22 protein-coding genes are annotated in these 19,847 nt (G+C 72.5%); 11 read left to right on the forward strand and 11 right to left on the reverse strand.

Going from position 1 to position 19,847, the window contains the following annotated elements; genetic code table 11:
- Positions 1–81: 81 nt before the first annotated feature.
- The gene (locus tag AMK24_RS09630) at positions 82–543 is read right to left on the reverse strand and encodes an ATP-binding protein (protein ID WP_073767097.1); all 462 of its coding nucleotides are present in this window, start codon (positions 541–543) and stop codon (positions 82–84) included.
- Between the two features lie 154 nt (positions 544–697).
- Between AMK24_RS09630 and AMK24_RS09635 the strand changes: the two genes are divergently transcribed.
- Together AMK24_RS09635 and AMK24_RS09640 are read left to right on the forward strand one after the other, a co-directional pair.
- Complete coding sequence (locus AMK24_RS09635) at positions 698–1,585, forward strand: helix-turn-helix domain-containing protein (protein WP_073767099.1); 888 nt, start codon at positions 698–700, stop codon at positions 1,583–1,585.
- On the forward strand, positions 1,582–1,893 hold the full coding sequence (locus AMK24_RS09640; RefSeq protein WP_073767101.1) for a DUF397 domain-containing protein: 312 nt from the start codon (positions 1,582–1,584) through the stop codon (positions 1,891–1,893). The genes AMK24_RS09635 and AMK24_RS09640 overlap by 4 nt, the downstream gene beginning before the upstream one ends.
- Positions 1,894–1,933: 40 nt before the next feature.
- Here AMK24_RS09640 and AMK24_RS09645 read toward each other — a convergent pair whose 3' ends face one another.
- Positions 1,934–2,521 (reverse strand): maltokinase N-terminal cap-like domain-containing protein, encoded by a 588-nt coding sequence (locus AMK24_RS09645; protein ID WP_073767103.1) that lies wholly within the window; start codon positions 2,519–2,521, stop codon positions 1,934–1,936.
- A gap of 289 nt (positions 2,522–2,810) precedes the next feature.
- Between AMK24_RS09645 and AMK24_RS09650 the strand changes: the two genes are divergently transcribed.
- Positions 2,811–3,269, forward strand: coding sequence for a hypothetical protein (locus AMK24_RS09650; RefSeq protein WP_073767105.1), 459 nt, complete (start codon positions 2,811–2,813; stop codon positions 3,267–3,269).
- A 40-nt stretch (positions 3,270–3,309) separates the two neighbouring features.
- Here AMK24_RS09650 and AMK24_RS09655 read toward each other — a convergent pair whose 3' ends face one another.
- The 5 genes from AMK24_RS09655 to AMK24_RS09675 all read right to left on the reverse strand — a co-directional run bounded on the left by AMK24_RS09655 (position 3,310) and on the right by AMK24_RS09675 (position 7,153).
- The gene (locus AMK24_RS09655; protein WP_242435118.1) at positions 3,310–3,600 is read right to left on the reverse strand and encodes a hypothetical protein; all 291 of its coding nucleotides are present in this window, start codon (positions 3,598–3,600) and stop codon (positions 3,310–3,312) included.
- Between the two features lie 178 nt (positions 3,601–3,778).
- Positions 3,779–4,183 carry a peptide-methionine (R)-S-oxide reductase MsrB gene (gene msrB, locus AMK24_RS09660; RefSeq protein ID WP_073767107.1) on the reverse strand — a complete coding sequence of 135 codons (405 nt, stop codon included), beginning with the start codon at positions 4,181–4,183 and terminating at the stop codon, positions 3,779–3,781.
- 50 nt (positions 4,184–4,233) lie between these two features.
- Positions 4,234–5,634, reverse strand: a complete 1,401-nt coding sequence (gene murC / locus AMK24_RS09665) for a UDP-N-acetylmuramate--L-alanine ligase (RefSeq protein WP_073767109.1) — start codon at positions 5,632–5,634, stop codon at positions 4,234–4,236.
- A gap of 66 nt (positions 5,635–5,700) precedes the next feature.
- Positions 5,701–6,153 (reverse strand): indole-3-glycerol phosphate synthase, encoded by a 453-nt coding sequence (locus AMK24_RS09670; protein WP_199876405.1) that lies wholly within the window; start codon positions 6,151–6,153, stop codon positions 5,701–5,703.
- 163 nt (positions 6,154–6,316) lie between these two features.
- Positions 6,317–7,153: a pyrimidine reductase family protein gene (locus AMK24_RS09675; RefSeq protein ID WP_073767113.1), complete on the reverse strand. Its 837-nt coding sequence runs from the start codon at positions 7,151–7,153 to the stop codon at positions 6,317–6,319.
- Between the two features lie 37 nt (positions 7,154–7,190).
- Between AMK24_RS09675 and zapE the strand changes: the two genes are divergently transcribed.
- The 4 genes from zapE (at position 7,191) to AMK24_RS09695 (ending at position 11,375) form a co-directional block, all read left to right on the forward strand.
- Entirely contained in the window at positions 7,191–8,285 is a 1,095-nt protein-coding gene (gene zapE, locus AMK24_RS09680) for a cell division protein ZapE (RefSeq protein ID WP_073767115.1), read from the forward strand.
- A gap of 91 nt (positions 8,286–8,376) precedes the next feature.
- The gene (locus tag AMK24_RS09685; protein ID WP_073767117.1) at positions 8,377–8,802 is read left to right on the forward strand and encodes an OsmC family protein; all 426 of its coding nucleotides are present in this window, start codon (positions 8,377–8,379) and stop codon (positions 8,800–8,802) included.
- Between the two features lie 214 nt (positions 8,803–9,016).
- Positions 9,017–10,390 carry an alkaline phosphatase PhoX gene (locus AMK24_RS09690; protein WP_073767119.1) on the forward strand — a complete coding sequence of 458 codons (1,374 nt, stop codon included), beginning with the start codon at positions 9,017–9,019 and terminating at the stop codon, positions 10,388–10,390.
- 262 nt (positions 10,391–10,652) lie between these two features.
- Positions 10,653–11,375, forward strand: coding sequence for a polysaccharide deacetylase family protein (locus AMK24_RS09695; RefSeq protein WP_242435119.1), 723 nt, complete (start codon positions 10,653–10,655; stop codon positions 11,373–11,375).
- Between the two features lie 45 nt (positions 11,376–11,420).
- Here the strand turns inward: AMK24_RS09695 and AMK24_RS09700 are convergent, their stop codons facing one another.
- From AMK24_RS09700 to AMK24_RS09710, 3 genes are all read right to left on the reverse strand, one after another.
- Positions 11,421–12,536, reverse strand: a complete 1,116-nt coding sequence (locus tag AMK24_RS09700) for a hypothetical protein (RefSeq protein ID WP_143203696.1) — start codon at positions 12,534–12,536, stop codon at positions 11,421–11,423.
- Positions 12,537–12,771: 235 nt separating this feature from the next.
- Complete coding sequence (locus tag AMK24_RS09705) at positions 12,772–13,002, reverse strand: hypothetical protein (protein ID WP_073768731.1); 231 nt, start codon at positions 13,000–13,002, stop codon at positions 12,772–12,774.
- A 165-nt stretch (positions 13,003–13,167) separates the two neighbouring features.
- The gene (locus AMK24_RS09710; protein WP_073767123.1) at positions 13,168–13,842 is read right to left on the reverse strand and encodes an AIM24 family protein; all 675 of its coding nucleotides are present in this window, start codon (positions 13,840–13,842) and stop codon (positions 13,168–13,170) included.
- Between the two features lie 71 nt (positions 13,843–13,913).
- On the opposite strand from AMK24_RS09710, the gene AMK24_RS09715 reads away from it, so the two are divergent.
- The 4 genes from AMK24_RS09715 (at position 13,914) to AMK24_RS09730 (ending at position 18,963) form a co-directional block, all read left to right on the forward strand.
- Positions 13,914–14,642 carry a peptidyl-tRNA hydrolase gene (locus AMK24_RS09715; RefSeq protein WP_073767125.1) on the forward strand — a complete coding sequence of 243 codons (729 nt, stop codon included), beginning with the start codon at positions 13,914–13,916 and terminating at the stop codon, positions 14,640–14,642.
- Positions 14,643–14,827: 185 nt separating this feature from the next.
- Complete coding sequence (locus tag AMK24_RS09720) at positions 14,828–16,174, forward strand: DUF692 domain-containing protein (protein ID WP_073768733.1); 1,347 nt, start codon at positions 14,828–14,830, stop codon at positions 16,172–16,174.
- 5 nt (positions 16,175–16,179) lie between these two features.
- Positions 16,180–17,220 (forward strand): TIGR04222 domain-containing membrane protein, encoded by a 1,041-nt coding sequence (locus tag AMK24_RS09725; RefSeq protein ID WP_073768735.1) that lies wholly within the window; start codon positions 16,180–16,182, stop codon positions 17,218–17,220.
- Between the two features lie 180 nt (positions 17,221–17,400).
- Positions 17,401–18,963 (forward strand): alpha/beta hydrolase, encoded by a 1,563-nt coding sequence (locus AMK24_RS09730; RefSeq protein ID WP_073767127.1) that lies wholly within the window; start codon positions 17,401–17,403, stop codon positions 18,961–18,963.
- A gap of 153 nt (positions 18,964–19,116) precedes the next feature.
- Here AMK24_RS09730 and hemQ read toward each other — a convergent pair whose 3' ends face one another.
- The gene (gene hemQ / locus AMK24_RS09735) at positions 19,117–19,845 is read right to left on the reverse strand and encodes a hydrogen peroxide-dependent heme synthase (protein WP_073767129.1); all 729 of its coding nucleotides are present in this window, start codon (positions 19,843–19,845) and stop codon (positions 19,117–19,119) included.
- Positions 19,846–19,847: the final 2 nt, after the last annotated feature.

Here is a 19,847-nt window from a genome sequence, read left to right on the forward strand (position 1 = left end):
TGTACGGCCGTAGCGGTCCCGGGCCCCGGCTCCACTCCTGTTCACACCGGCCCGTACGAACGCGGGGCGCCGCCGGGCCCCTCAGCGCGGCAGGTCAAGCTCCGCACGGACCGTCTTGCCGGGGTCGCGGTCCAGGACCTCCCAGCGGTCCGCCAGGGCCTCCACGATCAGCAGCCCGCGCCCGCTGTCGGCGCCGTCCTCCGGGGCCGGGATCGCCCCCGGGCCCGGAGGACGGCGTTCGCCCCGGGCGTCGGAGACCTCGATCCGCAGGAGGCCGGGGGTTTCCGGGTCTCCGGGCATGTAGGACAGCCGCAGCTCGAAGTTGCGACCGGGGACGCGGCCGTGGGTCACCGCGTTGGCCGCCAGCTCCCCGATGATCAGCGCCGCCGACTCCGAGGCGTCACCGAGGTAGGCGATGCCCCAGGTGTGCAGCTTGTGCAGACCGACGCGTCGAGCGAGCCGAGCGCCCTGCGGATTCGCCGGGTATTGATGATTGAACACACGTACGGTTACGGGGTACTGGGTCTTCACGGGTGCTTCCATGCCCCCAGATTCCGGGCTTTCGACCTCTCCTCACCAGGTCAGCAACCCGTACGCTGCGTCAGCGTACGGGTGCGAAGGGTAGACGGTACGGATCACGGTCCGTAAGCATGGGCGGGTTGCTCACCGGCACCAGGACACGGGGAGGTGGCCGTCCATGACGCACGGCACCGACGGCATCGGCACCATCGCACAGGGCCCCTCGGGGGGCGGCGGCGCACGCGGACGCGCCGGCTCCGAGCCCGAACCGCAGTACAGCCTGAAGATGTTCGGGGAGGTGGTCAAGACCTTCCGCAAGCGGGCCCGGCTGACGCAGGAGCAGTTCGCGCCGCTCGTCCGGTACTCGGTGGAGACCATCGCCTCCATCGAGCAGGGCCGCCGCTTCCCGCCCCCGGACTTCGCGGAGCGCGCGGAAGCGGTGCTCGACGCGTTCGGCGTGATCGAGGCCGCGGCCAAGCATCTGACGCGGCAGAAGGGGCTGGCGAGCTGGTTCCATCAGTGGGCGAACCTGGAACTGTCGGCGCTGAGCCTGCACACGTACGAGTGCCGGATGATCCCGGGGCTGTTGCAGACGCCCGCGTACGCGCGGACGCTGTTCACCGACCAGTTGCCGCCGCTCACCGACGAGCAGATCGAGGTCCAGCTGGCGGCACGGCAGGAGCGCCAGCAACTCCTGCGGAACCGTCCGAACACCGCGTTCAGCTTCATCCTCGAAGAGCACCTGTTCCTACGGAACCTGGGAGGCGACGAGGTCACCAGGGAGTTGCTCGACCACATCCTCGACCTGTCCGAGCTGCGTAACGTCACCATCCAGGTCATGGAGGTGGTACGCCCTCACCACTCCGGGCTGGGCGGCCCCATGCAACTGCTGGAGACCCCGCAACACCAGTGGTTCGGCTACCTGGAGGGGCAGAAGTACGGCCAGCTCGTCACCGACCCCAAAGCGATCAGCACGTACCAGATGCGGTGTGCCAGTATGCGTTCACAGGCTCGTACAGCAGAGGACTCCAGGAGCCTGATGCAGCGGATGCGAGGAGCAACATGAGCACCACACCCCTGGCCTGGTTCAAGAGCAGCTACAGCAGCGGCTCCGGCGACTCCTGCGTCGAGGTCGCACTGGAGTGGCGTAAATCGAGCTACAGCAGCGGCTCCTCCGGCGACTGCGTCGAGGTCGCCATGGACTGGCACAAGTCGAGCTATAGCAGCGGTGACGGCGACTCATGCGTCGAGGTCGCCGCCTGCCCCTTGACCGTCCACGTCCGGGACTCCAAGCTCGACGAGAGCCCCCAGCTCGCCCTCGCCCCGGCCTCCTGGACCAGCTTCCTCGGGTACGCGGTCCAGGGCCGGGACTGAGCGAGAGCCAGGCGGGCGAGCGGGCCGACCGGCGGTTCCCCTACGAGGCCACGGCCGCGAAGACGCCCCGCGCGGCCGTTCCGTCCGGCCAGGTCCACCCGGCGACCAGGTGTGCCGGCGGGTGCTGCCCGGCCTCGACCTCGGCCTCGCCCGCCGTCAGGACCCGGTTGACGCGGACGTCGAACCCGTCGTCGGGGCCGGTCCCCCGTACCGTCACGGACGGATCGGGGGTGTCGCTCTCGCTCTGGTGCTGCGGTTCCGCCCGACCGCGCAGCAGCGCGCCCAACTGGGCCTGCACCACCGGGTCGTGGGTTCCGTCGTAGATCCAGCGGGTGCCGAGGACCCCGTGTTCCGAGGTGCCGAGCAGCGCCTCTTCGGGCGCGTCCTCCAGCGCCGCGCCGCGATAGCTCAGCGGCACCAGGTACGCCACCGGCTCCTTTGCCGCGCTGTCCACCACGACCATGAACTCGATGCCGACCTCGCCCTCGGGGTCGTCCAGCCGGAACCCGCCGGCGTTCGTCAGATCGGGTGTTCCCGACCCGCCCGCGTACCACTTCTGCCGCGGCAGCCAGTCGGTGATCAACTCCAGTTTGCCGGGCGACAGGGTGGTGCGGTGCACGGTGGCCACGGAAGCTCCCTCATGAGTCGGTCTGCGGTCGGTCCGCCCCGCCCTCCGGCCGGTCGGGCCGCGGCGGGACGGGACGCCACCGAACCTACCGTGACCGGCCGGAACACGGGGAGGGGCGGTGCCCCGGCCGAACCGTCCGGGCGGTGGCGGCGCCCAGGGTGCGGGCCCGTGCCGTCCGTCGCGCTCGCGGTCGGGCACGTGCGGGCCGGACCGGTACCGTAAGGGGGATACCGGTACGACTCGTGAGCCTCCCGACGGGCTGCGTGACCCAGGAGGAGAGCCCACCACCATGACGACCAACCGTGGACGCAAGGACGTCATTCGCGACCGGATGGCCGCCACCGGCGAGTCGTACAACGTCGCCGCCCGCAACCTCAAGGCCATGAAGGACACCGCCGCCACCCGGGACGCCGTCCTGGTGCAGCGGTGGACGCCCGCCGACTCCTTCGACGTGCCCTGCCCCTGCGGCGGGACGTGCGAGCCGGGTGAGACCTGCGACCACTGCCACGCCCGCCACCGGCACGTGAAGCGCTACCCCGGCTCCACCACCGACGTCGAGACCTGGGCCGACCGCTACGAGTGCACCGGCTGCTCCTCCTCGTACACCCTGACCGTCCACCTCGCCGGGCGCCCCTGGGGCGTCGCGGAGACGGTCGTCCAGGGCGGATCGGGCGAGGAGGTCGTCCAGGCGACGGTCTTCCCCGGCGTGATCCACCCGCTGCTGCGCCCGGAGACGGACGCGGGCTGAGGCGGGGCGGGGGCACCCGACGGGCACCCGGGCCCCACGCTCACACGGGTACGACGTGCACGTCCTGGGGTCGTAGAACCGCCAGATACGCCAGCAGGTCGTCCGGATCACCGGTGAAGATCACCGCACTGCCGTGCCGGGCGGCGGCCAGGGCGACCCAGGCGTCCACGGCATCCGGCCTCTTCTTCACCGGCAGCGCCGCCTGCCCGAGCATCGTCCCGACACGTCGCCAGTCGGTGAGGTCCGGACCGGTCGCACAGGCCGGACAAGCCGGGTGGCCCGCCTTCGTCTCCCTCATCGGCGGCTCGAACGACCGGGCCTGCGGAACCACGCAATCCTTCAGCACGCCGGCCAATGCGTGGACCAGCGACGGACGGGGGCGCCAGACCTGAGCCAGGACGGGCCCGAGCACCAGCGCACGGTGCGCGGTCGTACGCGTTCCCTAGCGGGGCGGCACGGTCCGTCCGACCGCGCCGCCCCGGTCGCCCGGCCTCAGCCCTCGTCAGGCGTCAGGCGTCAGGCGTCAGGTTCAGCGAGATCGAGTTGATGCAGTAGCGCTGGTCCGTCGGGGTCGGGTAGCCCTCGCCCTGGAAGACGTGGCCCAGGTGCGAACCGCAGCGGGCGCAGCGCACCTCGGTGCGGACCATGCCGTGGCTGCGGTCCTCGATCAGCTCGACCGCGTCGGTGTCCTTCGGGTCGTAGAAGGACGGCCAGCCGCAGTGCGACTCGAACTTGGTGTCGGAGCGGAACAGCTCCGCCCCGCAGGCCCGGCAGGAGTAGACGCCCGCCGTCTTGGTGTCGGTGTACTCACCGCGGAAGGCGGGCTCGGTGCCGGCCTGGCGCAGCACCGCGTACTCGGCGGGGGTCAGCTCTTCCCGCCACTGCTCGTCCGGCTTCTCGACGTCGTACGGCACGGCTCGCTCCTCAGCTCGACAGGTGGTCGCCCGGTCCGGTCGCCCCTCGGCTACCGGCCGCTCGACAGGTGGTCCAGGATGCGCGGGCCGAGGTCGGTGACGTCGCCCGCTCCCATGGTGAGAACGAGATCGCCGGGCTTCGCCATTCCCGCGACCACCGCGGGGACCTCCGCCTGGTCGTGGACGGCGGTGACCTCGGCCCCGGCCGCCTTCGCCGCGTCGATGATCAGGGCGCTGGTGATGCCGGGGATCGGGTCCTCGCGGGCCGGGTAGATGTCCAGGACCACGGAGGCGTCGGCCAGGGCGAGGGCCTGGCCCATCTCGGCGCCCAGCTCCTGGGTGCGGGAGAACAGGTGCGGCTGGAAGACGACCAGGATGCGGGCGTCGGCCGCCGCGCCGCGCATGGCCTCCAGGTCGGCGGTCATCTCGGTCGGGTGGTGCGCGTAGGAGTCGACGACCTGCACGCCCGCCGCCTCGCCCTTGAGCTGGAGGCGGCGCTTGACCCCGGTGTAGCTGCCGAGTGCGGAGGCGAGGTTGTGCGCCGGGATGCCGAGGGCGACCCCGGCCGCGAGCGCGGCGACCGCGTTGTGGGCGTAGTGGCTGCCGGGGACGGAGACGGTGAAGGTGAGGAACTTACCCCTGAGCAGGACCGTGACCTCGCTGGTCAGACCGCGCGGGGTGACCTTGTGGACCCGTACGTCGGCGTCCTCGGCGGAGCCGTAGGTGACGACCTCGAGGTCGGAGAGGTCGCGGACCCGGCGGGTCAGCTCGACCGCGCCGGGCTGGTCGGCGGAGACCACCAGGGTGCCGCCGGGGACGACCTTGCCGACGAAGGTCTCGAAGGAGTCGTAGATCTCGTCCATCGACGCGTAGTTCGCGTGGTGGTCCAGCTCGACGTTGAGGACGATCGCGACCTGGGGGTCGTACTTCTGGAAGCTGCGGTCGCTCTCGTCCGCCTCCGCGACGAAGATGTCCCCCTCGCCGTGCGTGGCGTTGGTGCCGGGGCCCTCCAGGTCTCCGCCGATGGCGTACGAGGGGGCCAGACCCAGCGAGGAGAGGGCGACGGCCAGCATCGAGGTGGTGGTCGTCTTGCCGTGGGTGCCGGCCACCGCGATGGCGCGGAGCCCGTTCATCAGGGAGGCCAGCGCGTCGGAGCGGTGGACGACCGGGACGCCCAGCTCGTTCGCCCGCAGCAGCTCCGGGTTGTCGGCGCGGATGGCGCTGGAGACGACCACGCAGGACGCGTCGTCGGCCAGGTGGTCCGCCGCGTGCCCGATGTGCACGGTCGCCCCCAGTGCCCGCAGGGACTCGGCGGTGGCGGACTCCTTGGCGTCGCTGCCCGCCACCTTCGCGCCGCGCTGGGCGAGGATCTTGGCGATGCCCGACATTCCGGCGCCGCCGATGCCGATGAAGTGCGGTCGTTCCATGGCGGCGGGAATGCCGGGTGCCATCTGTGCTCCTGCGGGTTTCGAGTTCCTGGGCCGCGGACCGGTGCCACTCCGGACCGCGGGTCCAGCCTATTCGCTGTGCGCGAAGAGCTTGAGCACCGGGACGCCGACCTTGTGGCGGGCCCGGGAGGCCCAGTCGCGGTGGAAGAACTCCTCCACGTAGTGCGGGGCGGTCAGGACGATCACCTCGTCGGCGCCCGCGTCCTCGACGACGGTCTTCAGTTTGTCCAGGGGGTGCTCCTCGATCACCTGTCCGACCGCCTCGGCGCCTGCCTGGCGCAGGGCACGCAGGGAGTACTCCAGCCCGATCTCGGCGGGCTCGCGGGCCTCGCCGCCCTCCGGCTCCTCCCCCTCGCGCACCGCGTCCTTCAGCTCCCCCATCGCCACGTCGTCGATCGCGCGCAGCAGAACATCGGCCTGGTCGCCGCGCGGCTGCAACAGGACGACGAACGAGATCCGCTCCTCGCCGTGGAGCGTGGTGACGAAGTCCACGTCCTCGGGAGTGAGCGGCTTCTCGATCATCAAAACGCTTGTGAACACGACAGGCGCCCTTCCGGTTCTTCGTCTCGTCCCCGGCGCTCTCGGCCGTGGACGGTCGTTTGCTGAAACCATCCTTCCCCGTGGTCCCACGGGGACTGCAGGGGTAAGTGTGCCCATCCGGGGCTAAGCGGAACGGCAAATTCCGCTAACTGTCAGTCCGACGGTACCGAGAGAAGAGGAAACCGGCCTCTTCCAGCAACGATGCCAGGAAAAAACGTTCCGGCACAGCGATCCCGGGCCCTCCGGCAATGCGCTGAGCGTCACCCGCTGTGAGCATCGGGGAGATCGTGAGGCACAGCTCGTCCAGTACCCCGGCCGCCACGAACTGGCCGAGCAGCCGGGGGCCGCCCTCGGTGAGCTGCCGGCGCAGTCCCCGGTCCGCCAGTTCGCGCACGGCACGGGCCGGGTCCACCCCGGCGCCGTCGCCGGCGATCACCACCTCCGCGCCCGCCTTCCGGGCCGCCTCCATCCGGTCGGCCGGTGCTCCGGCGCCGGTCAGGACGAGGGTGGGGACCAGCGGCTCGGTGAACAGGGGCAGCGAGAAGTCCAGGTCCAGGGAGCCGCTCACCACCGCCACGGCGGGCGCGGGCCCCTGCCCGGCGGCAGCCCGCCGGGCGGCGAACGCCTCGCGGGCGCGGGCGGGGCGGTACCCCTCCTGCCGTACGGTCTCGGCCCCGGCGACCACCACGTCGGCCAGGGCCCGCAGCGTGCCGAAGATCCGCATGTCGGCGGCGCAGGAGATGGGCTGCGAGCGGCCGTCGTGCTGGGCGGCCCCGTCGAGGGTGGAGACCATGTTGGCGCGCAGCCAGGGGGCGCCGGGCGTTCCGGTTCCCCCGGGCGCTCCACCGTGCGGGCGGGCGGGGTAGGCGTACACCTCCGCCAGCTCGTCGAGGCTCCACTCGCGGTCGGCGGACGGCGCGGGCGGGCCGTCGCCTCCCGACGTGCTCGTTGTCAGGTCCGTCACAGGGAACAGGCTTCGCATGGGTTGCAGTCTGGCACGGGCCTTAGGGTGGAGAGTTGTGTCGTCATCCACCGCGTTTCCGGGGCAGAGCCCCCTCTCCGAAACGGCCCCGCTGTCCCTGTGCGCCCGCGAGCCGCACGTCCCCGCCGACCGTCTGGTCGCCGAGATGGTGCCGCCGCCGCGCTTCGACGCGGTGCGTTTCGACACGTACGTGCCCGATCCGAACCAGCCCAGCCAGAGCGAGGCGGTCACGGTCCTGTCGGCCTTCGCCGCCGGGCTCGGCGGCGCGCACGCGACGGGCTCCGGACGCCGCAGGTGGTTCGGGAGCAAGAAGCCGGCCGCGCCGGCCGGGCCGCGCGGGGTCTACCTCGACGGCGGCTACGGCGTCGGCAAGACCCACCTGCTGGCCTCCCTGTGGCACGCCACGCCGGCCGAGCCGTCGCTGAAGGCGTTCGGCACGTTCGTGGAGCTGACCAACCTGGTGGGCGCGCTGGGGTTCCAGCAGACCGTGAAGACGCTCAGCGGGCACCGGCTCCTGTGCATCGACGAGTTCGAACTGGACGACCCGGGCGACACCGTACTGGTGTCCTCGCTGCTCAGCCGGCTCGTGGAGGCCGGGGTGGCGCTGGCCGCGACCTCGAACACGCTGCCGGGCAAGCTCGGGGAGGGCCGGTTCGCCGCCGCCGACTTCCTGCGCGAGATCCAGGGGCTGTCGGCGCACTTCCGCCCGTTGCGCATCGACGGCGAGGACTACCGGCACCGGGGGCTGCCCGAGGCCCCGCCGCCGTACACCGACGAGCAGGTGACCCGGGCCGCGTACGCCACGCCGGGCGCGTCGCTGGACGACTTCCCCGGGCTGCTGGAGCATCTGGCCAAGGTGCACCCGAGCCGGTACGGGGCGCTCACCGACGAGCTGGGCGCGGTGTGCCTGACCGGGGTGACGGCGGTGCCCGACCAGTCGACCGCGCTGCGCCTGGTGGTGCTGGCCGACCGGCTGTACGACCGGGAGGTCCCGGTCCTGGCGTCGGGGCTGCCCTTCGACCGGCTGTTCAGCGACGAGATGCTGAACGGCGGGTACCGGAAGAAGTACTTCCGGGCGATCTCCCGGCTGACGGCGCTGGCGCGTGACGCGAAGGGGCTGGTGGCGCAGTAGGTTCGGGGGCGTAACGCGACGGGGAGCGGCGCACCACGGGCGCACCCGCCCTTACCCGTACAACCGCGCACATCGTTCGAAGGGATCCGGTATGGCTACCACGCGTCAGGCGCACACGGTCTGGGAAGGCAACCTCATCGAGGGCGAGGGGGTCGTCTCCCTCGACTCCTCCGGCATCGGCGAGTACCCCGTCTCCTGGCCCGCCCGCTCGGAGCAGGCGAACGGCAGGACCAGCCCGGAGGAGCTGATCGCCGCCGCCCACTCCAGCTGCTTCTCGATGGCGCTCTCGCACGGGCTGGCCGGGGCCGGCACCCCGCCCACCAAGCTGGAGACGAAGGCCGAGGTGACCTTCCAGCCCGGCACCGGCATCACGGGCATCCACCTCACCGTCCAGGGCACGGTCCCCGGACTCGACGAGGCGGACTTCGTGAAGGCGGCCGAGGACGCCAAGGCGAACTGCCCGGTCAGCCAGGCCCTTTCGGGCACGACGATCACTCTGTCGGCGTCGCTGGCCTGACCGGTCGGGCCCGCCGGGCCGGTCCGCCCGGCCCGGCCGCCTGACCACCCGCGGCCGGTCCTCCACCGGGTCCGGCCGTCCGCCGACGGCCCTTTCCACCGGGATCGTCCCAGGAGCACCACGAGGCGCGAGGGCGCGCATGGTTCCCTCGCGCCTCCGTGCGTGCTACACACGTGCGGGTCACTTCACCTGTCCGCCAACAGGGAGTCACCTCATGTCAACCGCACCTCGTTCCACCGCAACGCGACGACAGGTCCTGGCCGGCAGCGGCGCGGCCGCCGCGATCGCCTTCACGGGGGCCTTCTCCGAACTCTTCGCGGGCACGGCCGCCGCGCGCGGCCACGGCGGCTACGGCCCCCTCGTCCCCGACCCGGACGGTCTGCTCGATCTGCCGAAAGGATTCCGCTACCGGGTGCTGTCCCGGCAGGGCGAACCGCTGCGCTCCGGCGAAGGCCCGGTGCCCGGCAACCACGACGGCATGACGGCGCTCCGGGGGCGCAACGGGCGGGTCCACCTCGTCCGCAACCACGAGAACCGGCACACCGCCAAGATCGGCGTACCGACCGTCGAAGGGCTGACCTACGACCCGGCGGCCAAGGGCGGCTGTACGGCGCTGGAGCTGGACGGCCGCAACAAGGTGCTGGGCGAGCGCGTGGCCATCGCCGGTACGGCGGTCAACTGCGCGGGCGGGCCCACCCCCTGGCACACCTGGCTGACCTGCGAGGAGAACGAGGACAAGGCCGGGACCAACGGGTACACCAAGGACCACGGCTTCATCTTCGAGGTGGACGGCGCCGATCCGCGCCGCACCGGAGCCGTCCCCCTGACCGCGATGGGCCGCTTCCAGCACGAGGCGGTCGCCGTGGACCCGAAGTCCGGGATCGTGTACGAGACGGAGGACGCGTTCGACAGGCCGTTCGGGCTGTTCTACCGCTTCCTGCCCGAGAAGCCGCTCGGCGGCACCGGTTCACTGCGGGCGGGCGGGGAGCTGGAGGCGATGCGGGTGCCGGGCGTGCCCGACCTCTCCGCCGTCCAGGAGACCGGCGCGAGTTTCGACCGGATCGAGTGGGTTCCCGTGCCGGATCCGCTGGCCAAGGAGACGGCGATCCGCTTCCAGGACTTCGGGCGGAAGGGCATCACGCACGCCCAGAAGCTGGAGGGCTGCTACTGGGGCGACTCCTCCGTCTACTTCGTCTCCAGCTTCGCCCGCAGCGACGACGGCTCGGCGGCCGACCACTACGGGCAGGTGTGGCGCTACGAGCCGAAGAAGCGGCGGCTCACCCTGGTCGTGCTCTTCGGCCCGGACACCGACGTCCAGCTGCCCGGCGACTCCCCCGACAACATCTGCCTGGCGGCGGACGGCGGGCTGATGGTCTGCGAGGACGGCGGCGGCGCGCAGTACGTGCTCGGGGTGACCCGGCGCGGGGAGGTGTACACGATGGCGCGCGGGCGGCAGAACATCGGAACGCCGGAGGACCCGGAGTGGGGCGAGTTCGCGGGGGTCACGTTCTCGCCGGACGGTTCGACGATGTACGTGAACTGCTACACCCCGGGGACGACGTTCGCGGTGACGGGGCCGTGGCGCTGAGGTAGTCGCCCACCGGGGTCGCCCTCGGAGCGCCGTAGAACAATATGACCGGATTGTCGGATATTTTCCGTGAGTGATCACTACTGCGCGGACGACGACGGCTCTGACGGCGGCGGGGGTGCTGGCCTGCGCCACCCTGACGGGGTGCGGGGACGGGGGGCGTGCCCCCGCCCCCGCACCCCCGCCGACATCCGCCGCTTCGGCGCCGGGTTCCGCTTCGGCGCCGGCCTCCGTTCCCGCCGGGCCGAAGAAGCCGCCCACCATGGCCCCCGGCCCGGCGGGCCGCACCCCGGTCTTCGAGCGGAGGGCGGTGGAGGGGGGCGCGGCCGGCCGGGCGGCGGAGAAGGTCGTGGCGCTGACGTTCGACGCCGACATGACGGCCGATCAGGGGCCCCGGGCCGCCGCCGGCGAACGCTTCGACAACCCGGGACTGATCGCGCTGCTGCGCCGGTCGAACGTGCCCTCCACGGTGTTCATGACCGGGCGCTGGGCCGAGGAGTACCCGGAGCAGGCGAAGGCCATCGGAGCGGACCCCCTGTTCGAGGTCGCCAACCACTCCTACAGCCACCACGCCTTCAGCTCCCCCTGCTACGGCCTGCCGAAGGTCGAGGAGGCCGCGATGACCGCCGATGTGGAGCGCGCCTTCACCGCGTTCCGGAAGGCGGGCGTGCGGAACGTGGTGCCGTACTTCCGTTTCCCCGGCGGCTGCTACGACGACGCGGCGCTGCGCGCCCTGGCCCCGGCGAACGTGACGGCCGTGCAGTGGGACGTGGTCAGCGGCGACGCCTTCGCCGCGGACGCGGACGCGGTGGCCGAGCAGGTGCTGGACGGGGTCCGGCCGGGCTCCCTCGTGGTGATGCACTGCACCCGCAGCGCGGCCCCGGCCACGGAGGCGGCCGTACGACGGATCGTGCCGGAACTCCGCGAGCGCGGCTACCGCTTCGTGAAGGTGTCGGAGCTGATGGAGGGTGACGGCGGGCGGTAGCCCCGGCGCGGCGGCCGCCCTGCCGACGGCGACGCGAGGCAGGCGTCAGGCCAGCCGTGTGGCCCTCAGCCCGTCGAGCGGATACTCCTGCGGAAGCCTGGCGGGGTCGCCCGGCACCGTGATCTGCACCGCGACGGGCCGCGAGCCGCCCGCCTCCAGCAGCTGGTCCGTCCGGGAGCAGAGGTACGCCTTGCCGTCCTCGTGCGTGATGTCGACACCGGACGCCACCACCTTCGCTCCGGGAGCCGTGCGCAGGTCGAAGGAGATCCGGAACTTGCGCGTGTCCTTCCCCCCTCCTCCGGCCTTGCCGACGGCGGTGACGGTCAGTTCGAGGCTGTAGACCCGGCCCTGCGGATCGTAGCTCTGCCACGAACCGACGGCCTTCTTCGTCACGACGATCTCGTCGTAGCCGGGAGGGATCGGCATCGGGGTGATGCGTCCGGCCCCGTTCACGACCTCCAGGCCGTCGACGGGGATCTTCCCCTTCCCGATCCGCTCGGCGCGGTCGGGAACGGCGTCGCCGCTGAGGTCGAGGTGGTTGACGTTGCCTGCCGAGTCGACCGCGTAGAAGTGACCGGCGGAGTCGAAGAACGTGGCCGAGTAGGACTTGCGGGAACCGCTGGACCCGCTGGCCTCGGCAGGCGGGAACACCCCCCTCTTGAGCACGGTCTTCATGGGGTTCTTCCCGGGGTCCACATGGAGCAGGTCGCCGTTGTCGCCCTCGACCGAGATCAGCCGACCGTCCCTGGGGTGGTGAGCGAAGTCGTCCCACCGCCCCGGGCCCGGACAGGGACCGGCGGTCGCCATCCGGGTCACCACGTCGATCGTGTAGCTGGGCACATCGGGACCGCTCGCGACGAACAGCTTCTTCCCGTCGTCGTCCATGTCGCCGTCGTACCACTTCAGTCCGTCCGGCAGCCCTTCGACCACCGCGTCCGAAACGGTGCCGGCCTCCACGTCGACGGTGACGAGCCTGTCGCCGCTGACGGCGAAGAGCAGCGGCTCCTTGTCGTCCCCCCTGTACTGCGCGCCCATGGCGGTGTAGCCGCCCCGGTACGCCGGCACGTTCTCGACCACACGGGTGTCCCCGTCGATGGGGTCGAAGCGGTAGATCCGCGTGTTCGTCCTGCCTACCGCCAAATACACTTTACGGTGCGTCACGAGATGGCTTCTTTCAGTGATGGGCGAAGTGCCGCCTCAGCATCACGTCACCGCACATTCCTCCGCAAGGCCGCGAAGCGGTCAACCAGCGAGAAAAGGTCATTCCCGACCCCCGTGCGCGCTACCGGCACGGCTGCTTGACAACTCCTCGGTCACCCCGGCGGACGGAAGTCGCGGCGCCACGGTTCCGCCCGGTACGCGGAGGGACGCCCCACCACGGTCTGCCGCGAAACGCTCAGCCGGAACAGGCCGTGCGGCCCGCCTCCTGCCACGCGCAGACCGGGCAGAGCGTGGCGCCCCGGGTCGACTCCGGATACTCGGTCGGCTCGCGGCACAGCACGCACTCGGCGTACGGAGGGCCTGCGGCGGCCCCGTCCGGTGCGGCCGGCGCACCCGGCCCGGAGGGCGCGCAGTACGTGCCGTCGTCGTGCGTGCCGTCCCCGCCCGTTCCCCCGTCCCTGCCCATGTCCATGCTCACGAGCCTACTCGTCCGCGCCGGGCGGCGGTCCGGCCGACGAGGAACGCGGCCGGTACGACGAGGGCCCGCGCGGACGGGGAGGACCGGCCCCGCCCGTGCGGGCCCGGACGCCGCACAGACCGTACCGGCGTCCCACGCGCCGTGCCCCGGCGCTCAGTTGGAGGTCTTCTCCGGCCTCGTCTCGCTCGGGCGGACGATCACGAAGCCCTCGCCCTGGAGCATCAGCTGGACCGCCTCGCCGGAGCCGCCGCGCACCATCGAGCCGACGCTCTGGGAGCGGTGCAGGCTCGTCGTGAGCTGCTGGCTCCAGCCGACGACCGCGTCCGTGTCCACGTACACCGGCTGGGCGGAGGTCACGGGGATCACGATCGGGGAGCCCTCGCACATCAGGCCGAGCTTGCCGTAGCCCGTGAAGACGCTGTTGAAGAGGCCGCCGCCGACCATGCCGGCGCCCTTCACCGTCTTGATCTCGTAGGAGAGCGTGGGGTCGAAGCACAGGACGTTGCGGCCGTTGATGGTGATGGCGTCGCCCTGGTCCAGCTCCACGATGAAGCAGTTGGCCGCCTCGTGCGCGAACCACGCCTCGCCCTGGCCCCGGACGGCCATCAGCGCCAGGCCCTCGCCGGTGACCGCGCGCTTGAGCATGCCGCCGATGCCCTGGCCCTTGCGCTCGAACTGGAGGTTGCCGCGGAAGGCGATCATCGAGCCCTGCCGGGCGTGCATCTCCCCGTTGACGGCGTACTTGATCGACTTGGCGTTCTGCAGGGTCATGCCGGGGGCGGTGGCCGCTTGGGCCAGGTGCTCGCTGGAAAAGAGATCGCTCTTCATGCGGAGCATCCTCACCCGGACCAGGCCGTTCCGCCAAGCAGGTGATCCGCCCCACCTGGCAGACTGGGACGGTGAGCAGCGACGACACCCCCTCCTCCGCCTCCGGGAGCCCCTTCCGCCCCGGCGCGGCCGACCGCGACCGGGCGCCGCAGTTCGTGCTGCCCCTGGTGCTCCACCTGGAGAAGACGGCCCCGCCCGCCCGCACCGACGCCCTGCGGGCCGCCGCCCGTGCGGTCCTGGCGATCCTCTCCGACGAGCGGTCCCTCGGCGACGGCGCGTGGGCGGCGGCGATGCGGGACTGGCAGGACGCCCGCATCCGCAAGGTCGTACGCCGGGCGCGCGGCGCGGAGTGGCGCAAGGCGGCGGCGCTGGACGGCATCACGGTGACGGGCGAGGACGGCGCGGAGGTACGGGTGTTCCCGCCGGTGCCGCTGGACGGCTGGCCCAGGGAACTGGCCAAGCTCCAGGTGTCGGGCACCGAACTGGAGGACCCCGGGGCGCCCGTGGCCCCCGGTCCGGAGGGCCCGGTGCTCTGGCTCAACCCCGATGTCGACATGTCGGCCGGCAAGACCATGGCCCAGGTCGGGCACGGGGCGCAGCTCGCCTGGTGGGAGCTGTCCGACACCGAACGCAAGGCGTGGCGCGAGGCCGGTTTCCCGCTCTCCGTGGCCACCCCCGGGGCGGCGCGCTGGCGGGAGCTGGCCGGGAGCGGGCTGCCGGTCGTGCGCGACGCGGGGTTCACCGAGATCGCTCCGGGCTCCTGCACCGTGATCGCCGACCACCCGGCGCTGCGCCGCTGAGCTTCCCGGGGCGGCCACGCCCCCTGAGGCCGTCCGCCCCCGAAGATGCCGATGCCATAACGGGAGCAGCCGCCGCGGAACCTCAGATCCTGCTCTGAACGTCCCTCCGATCGGGTTCATCGCCGCGTGCCGGGGCCATGACCCCGGCACAGAACGAGGTGAGCGAGCAGGGGGACGGGGGCATCGTGGAACTGGGCATCGGCATCGGCTGGCGGCCGGAGATCGCGCACGAGGTGGAGGCGCTGACCGGGATCGACTGGGTGGAGGCCGTCGCGGAGAACCTCTGCGCCGACCACCTCCCGGACTCCCTGGTACGGCTGCGGGAGCGCGGCGTCACCGTCGTGCCGCACGGGGTGGCGCTCGGTCTGGGCGGCGCGGAGCGGCCCGAGACCGACCGCCTCGCCGCTCTCGCGGCACGGGCAGAACTGCTGGGCGCGCCCCTGGTGACCGAGCACATCGCGTTCGTCCGGGCCGGGGGGCCGCTGACCGCGTCGCCGAGGCTGGAGGCGGGGCACCTGCTGCCGGTACCGCGCACCTGGGAGGCGTTGGACGTGCTGTGCGAGAACGTGCGGATCGCGCAGGACTCGCTGCCGGCGCCGCTCGCCCTGGAGAACATCGCGGCGCTGATCACCTGGCCCGACGAGGAGTTGACCGAGGGGCAGTTCCTGGCCGAGCTGGTCGAGCGGACCGGGGTGCGGCTGCTGATCGACGTGGCCAACCTGCACACCAACCACGTCAACCTCGGCCAGGACCCGGCGAAGGCGCTGGACGAGCTGCCGGTGGAGGCCATCGCGTACGTCCATGTGGCGGGCGGGGTCGAGCGGAACGGCGTCTGGCACGACACCCACGCCCACCCGGTGACCGCTCCCGTGCTGGAGGTGCTGGCGGAGCTGCGCTCCCGGGTCGATCCGCCCGGCGTGCTGCTGGAACGGGACGACGCCTTCCCGCCGGGCGGGGAGCTGGCGGACGAACTGGACGCGATCCGGGCGACGCTGCGGGCGGCGGCGGGCCCGGCCGCTCCGGAGGACCCGGCACGCCGGAAGGGCCCCCGGGGTGCGCGTCCCGCCGCCCGGGACGAGCACCGCCCGCCCGGCGCCACCGCCACCGCCACCGCCACCGCCACCGCCACCCGTGACCGTACGGCCGTCGCGCAGACCGCGCTCCTCTCCGCGCTGGTCGCCGGTACGCCCGCCCCGGCGGGCTTCGACCCCGTACGGCTGCGGGTGCAGAGCCGGGCGCTGGCCGCCAAGCGCGCGGACGTGGTCGCCAAGGTCGCCCCGGAGCTGCCGGAGATCTTCGGCGACGGCTACCGCGCCGCGTTCCTCGCATACGCCGCTGTCCGCCCGATGTCCGGCGGATACCGGCGCGACGCCCTGGACTTCGCCGAGCACGTGCTGGTCATGGACGGGCCCGCCGACCCCGTGGCGCGGCGCGCGTTGACGCACTGGTGGCAGGACCGCTCGGGCGCCCTGCCCCCGGGCCGTGCCACCCGCCTGATCCGGGCGGCCCGCGCCGTTCTCCTGGGGAGGTGACCGCCGTGAACGCTCTCGCTCTGCTGCTGAACCTCGCGGTCCTCGTCTCCGCCGTACTGCTCGTGGCGACCGCGGCCGTCTCCCGCTCCCGCCTCCCCTCGGCCGGCCCCTCCCCCGCCGTCCACGACCTCTACGAGGCGGCGTTCCTGAACGGCGGCCCGGGCAGGGTCGTGGACACCGCTCTCACCGCCCTGCACACGGACGGCCGGGTACTCATCGGCGGCCCCGGCGTCGTCTCCGTCCAGCGCCCGCAGGCGAACGACCCGGTGGAACGCGCCGTGCTCCACGAAGTGGCGGTCGCCCCGAGCGGGGCGCTGCACCTGCTACGGGAAGCGGTGATGCGCCACCCGGCGGTGCAGGAGATCGGAGACGGGCTGGCGCAACGGGGGCTGCTCGTGCCGCCCGCCGCGATCCGCACCGTACGGCGCTGGGGGCTGGTCCAGGGAGTGGGCTGCCTGATCGCGCTCCCGGTCTCCATCGTGCTCACGATCGCCCAGTACATGGCATCCCTCTACCCGTACGAGGAGCTGCCGGTCCCGTTCGTCCTGAAAATGCTGCCTGCCATCGTGCTCGGCGGGATCAGCGGTCGCCTCGTCGCCTCGGCGGCGGCGAAGCGGATCACCGGGGCGGGGCGCCGCGCCGCCCAGGGGTTCGGGGCCGCCCACGCCCCGATGGCCACCCCCGCCCAGCTGGTCGCCACACGGGGGCTGCGCGCCCTGCCGGACCCGGCGCTGTACGCCCGACTGGTCACGGCGGCACGGATGGGCGCCCGACGCCGACGGTCCCCCGCGTACGCCTCCGGGTCCACGGCGGCGGGAGCCACCGCCGTCGCCGCCACGACGGTCTGGTGCGCCGCCTCCGGCCCCGGCGGGTCGAGTTGCGGCGGGTCCACCGGGGGCGGCTCGGGGTGCTCCTCGGGGTCGAGCTGCGGGGGCGGCTCCAGCTGCGGCGGCTCGGGCGGTTCCAGCTGCGGAGGTGGCGGGTCGAGCTGCGGAGGTGGCGGGTCGAGCTGCGGCGGCGGCTCCAGTTGCGGCGGCGGTTCCTGAGCCAGGCGCCACCGGATTGAAGCAGCCTGCTATGTACCGGTATTGACCGGCCATCAAGGTGGTTGACGCAGACGTGCCGGGGCGGTGCTGGACATCGCCGCCCGTCCGCCCGACCATCCCTCTCCGCATCCGCGGAGAGGCACCGCCGTCCCTCTCCTCATCCGCAGAGAGGCACCGCGCGTGAGAACAGCTGCGCTCTACACGACGATCGGCTCCCTGGTCCTGTCCGCCCTGGCCACCGCCCCCGCCGCCGCCGGGGACGGCCGGGGCCCCGCCGAGGCCCGGGGCACCGCGATCGCCGCCGCCCGCGCCGCGTCCGCCGGGATCGACTTCGGCCCCTGCCCGCAGGAGGAGATGCTGCCGGACTCCCTGACGTGCGGCACGGTGAAGGTGCCCCTCGACTACGCCCGGCCGGACGGGCGGCAGCTCGAACTGACCGTCAGCCGCACCCCCGCCACCGGCCCGACCCAGGACCGGCAGGGGGCTTTCGTCTACAACCCGGGCGGTCCCGGCGCGTCCAGCATCACCTTCCCGATGGCCGGGGAGCTGCCGGAGTGGAAGGAGATCGCCGAGGCGTACGACCTGGTCGGCTACGCCCCGCGCGGAGTGAACGGCTCCTCCGCACCGCTGAGTTGCCAGGACCCGTCCGCGTACACGAAGGGCCCGACCGACGCCCCGACGCACCCGACGCGGGCGGACAAGGAGCGGCACGTCGCCCGCGCCCAGGCGTACGCGCGGGGTTGCGCCGAGCGGGCGGGCGAGACGCTGCGGCACTACACCTCGCTGAACAACGCCCGGGACCTGGACGTCCTGCGGGCCGCTCTCGGGGAGAGCCGGCTGACGTTCATGGGGGCGTCCTACGGAACGTACTTCGGCGCGCTGTACGCGACCCTGTTCCCCTCCCACGTACGGCGCATGGTCTTCGACTCGGTGGCCGACCCGGACCCGGAGCAGATCTGGTACCGCTCCAACATGGGCCAGTCGGTGGCCTTCGAGCGGCGGTGGGAGGACTTCCGGCGCTGGGTGGCGAAGCACGACGACGTGTACCGCCTGGGCGCCACCCCGGAGGCCGTGGAGAAACACTACGACGCGGTGCGCGCCGAGTTGGCGGTGAAACCCGCGGGCGGCAAGGTCGGGCCGGGGCAGTTGCACGCGGCGTTCCTGTCGGCCGGTTACTACGACGACTACTGGGCGATGCGGGCGACGGCGCTGTCGGAGTACGTCCGGGGCAACCCGGAGCCGCTGGTGGCGCAGGCGTCCCCGCGCGCGGTGGCGGCCAGGGACAACGAGAACGCGCAGGCGGTGTACACGGCCGTCGAGTGCAACGACGCGCCGTGGCCGGAGGACTTCGCGGTGTGGGACCGCGACCACACCGCGCTGGCGCGCGTCGCGCCGTTCGAGGCGTGGGACAACGCCTTCACCAATCTGCCGTGCGCGTTCTGGCCGGCGCCCCGGCAGCGGCCGCTGGAGGTCGGAACGCGGTGGGGCGAGCTGCCGCCGGTGCTGATCCTGGCGGCGGAGCGGGACGCGGCGACCCCGTACCGGGGGGCGTTGGAGCTGCGGAAGCGGCTGCCCGGTTCGTCGCTGGTGACCGAGCGGGGCGCGGGGACGCACGGGGTGGGCGGGGCCGGGAACCCGTGCGTGGACGACCATCTGCGCCGGTACCTGCTGACCGGCGAGGTGCCGGGGCGGGGCGCGGACTGCGCCGCCCGCCCGGAGCCCAACGCGGTGTCGCTGGACTGACGTCGGGGCGTACGGAGCGGGGGCCGCCGCACCTTCACGGTACGACGGCCCCCGAAGCCGAACCCGGTGTCGCTGGAACGGCGGGCGGCACGGTCGGTGCCCTGGTGCCCGTCCTTCTGATCTTCCGGGTTGGGGTGGTGCGGGACTCGCTGGCTATGCGAGCCCGGCCACCAGGTCTGCGACGCTCTTCCTGCGGCCCGTGTAGAACGGGACCTCCTCGCGCACGTGGAGGCGCGCCTCGGAGGCGCGCAGGTGACGCATCAGGTCGACGATACGGTGCAGCTCGTCCGCCTCGAAGGCGAGGATCCACTCGTAGTCGCCCAGCGAGAAGGAGGCGACGGTGTTGGCGCGGACGTCCGGGTAGCCCCGGGCCATCTTGCCGTGGTCCGCGAGCATGCGGCGGCGGTCCTCGTCGGGCAGCAGGTACCAGTCGTAGGAGCGGACGAAGGGATAGACGCTGATGTAGTCGCGCGGCGTCTCGTCGGCGAGGAACGCCGGGATGTGCGACTTGTTGAACTCGGCGGGCCGGTGGAGGGCCATGTTGGACCACACCGGCTCCAGAGCGCGCCCGAGCTTGGTGCGGCGGAAGAGGTTGTAAGCGTCCTGGAGCCGGTCCGAGTCCTCGGCGTGCCACCAGATCATGATGTCCGCGTCGGCCCGCAGCCCCGACAGGTCGTAGACGCCGCGGACGGTGACGTCCTCGGCGGCGAGCCGGTCGAACAGCTCCTGGACCTCGTCGGCGTATCCGGCGCGGTCCAGGGGCAGCACGTCGCGCAGCTTGAAGACCGACCACAGGGTGTAGCGGATGACCTCGTTGAGGTCCTTGGCCTTCTTGCCGGCGTTCGGACCCTTGCTTGATGTCGCAGTCTCGGGAGCACTCATAC

It is taken from the genome of Streptomyces sp. CB02366, from assembly GCF_001905905.1.
Classification (GTDB): Bacteria; Actinomycetota; Actinomycetes; order Streptomycetales; family Streptomycetaceae; genus Streptomyces.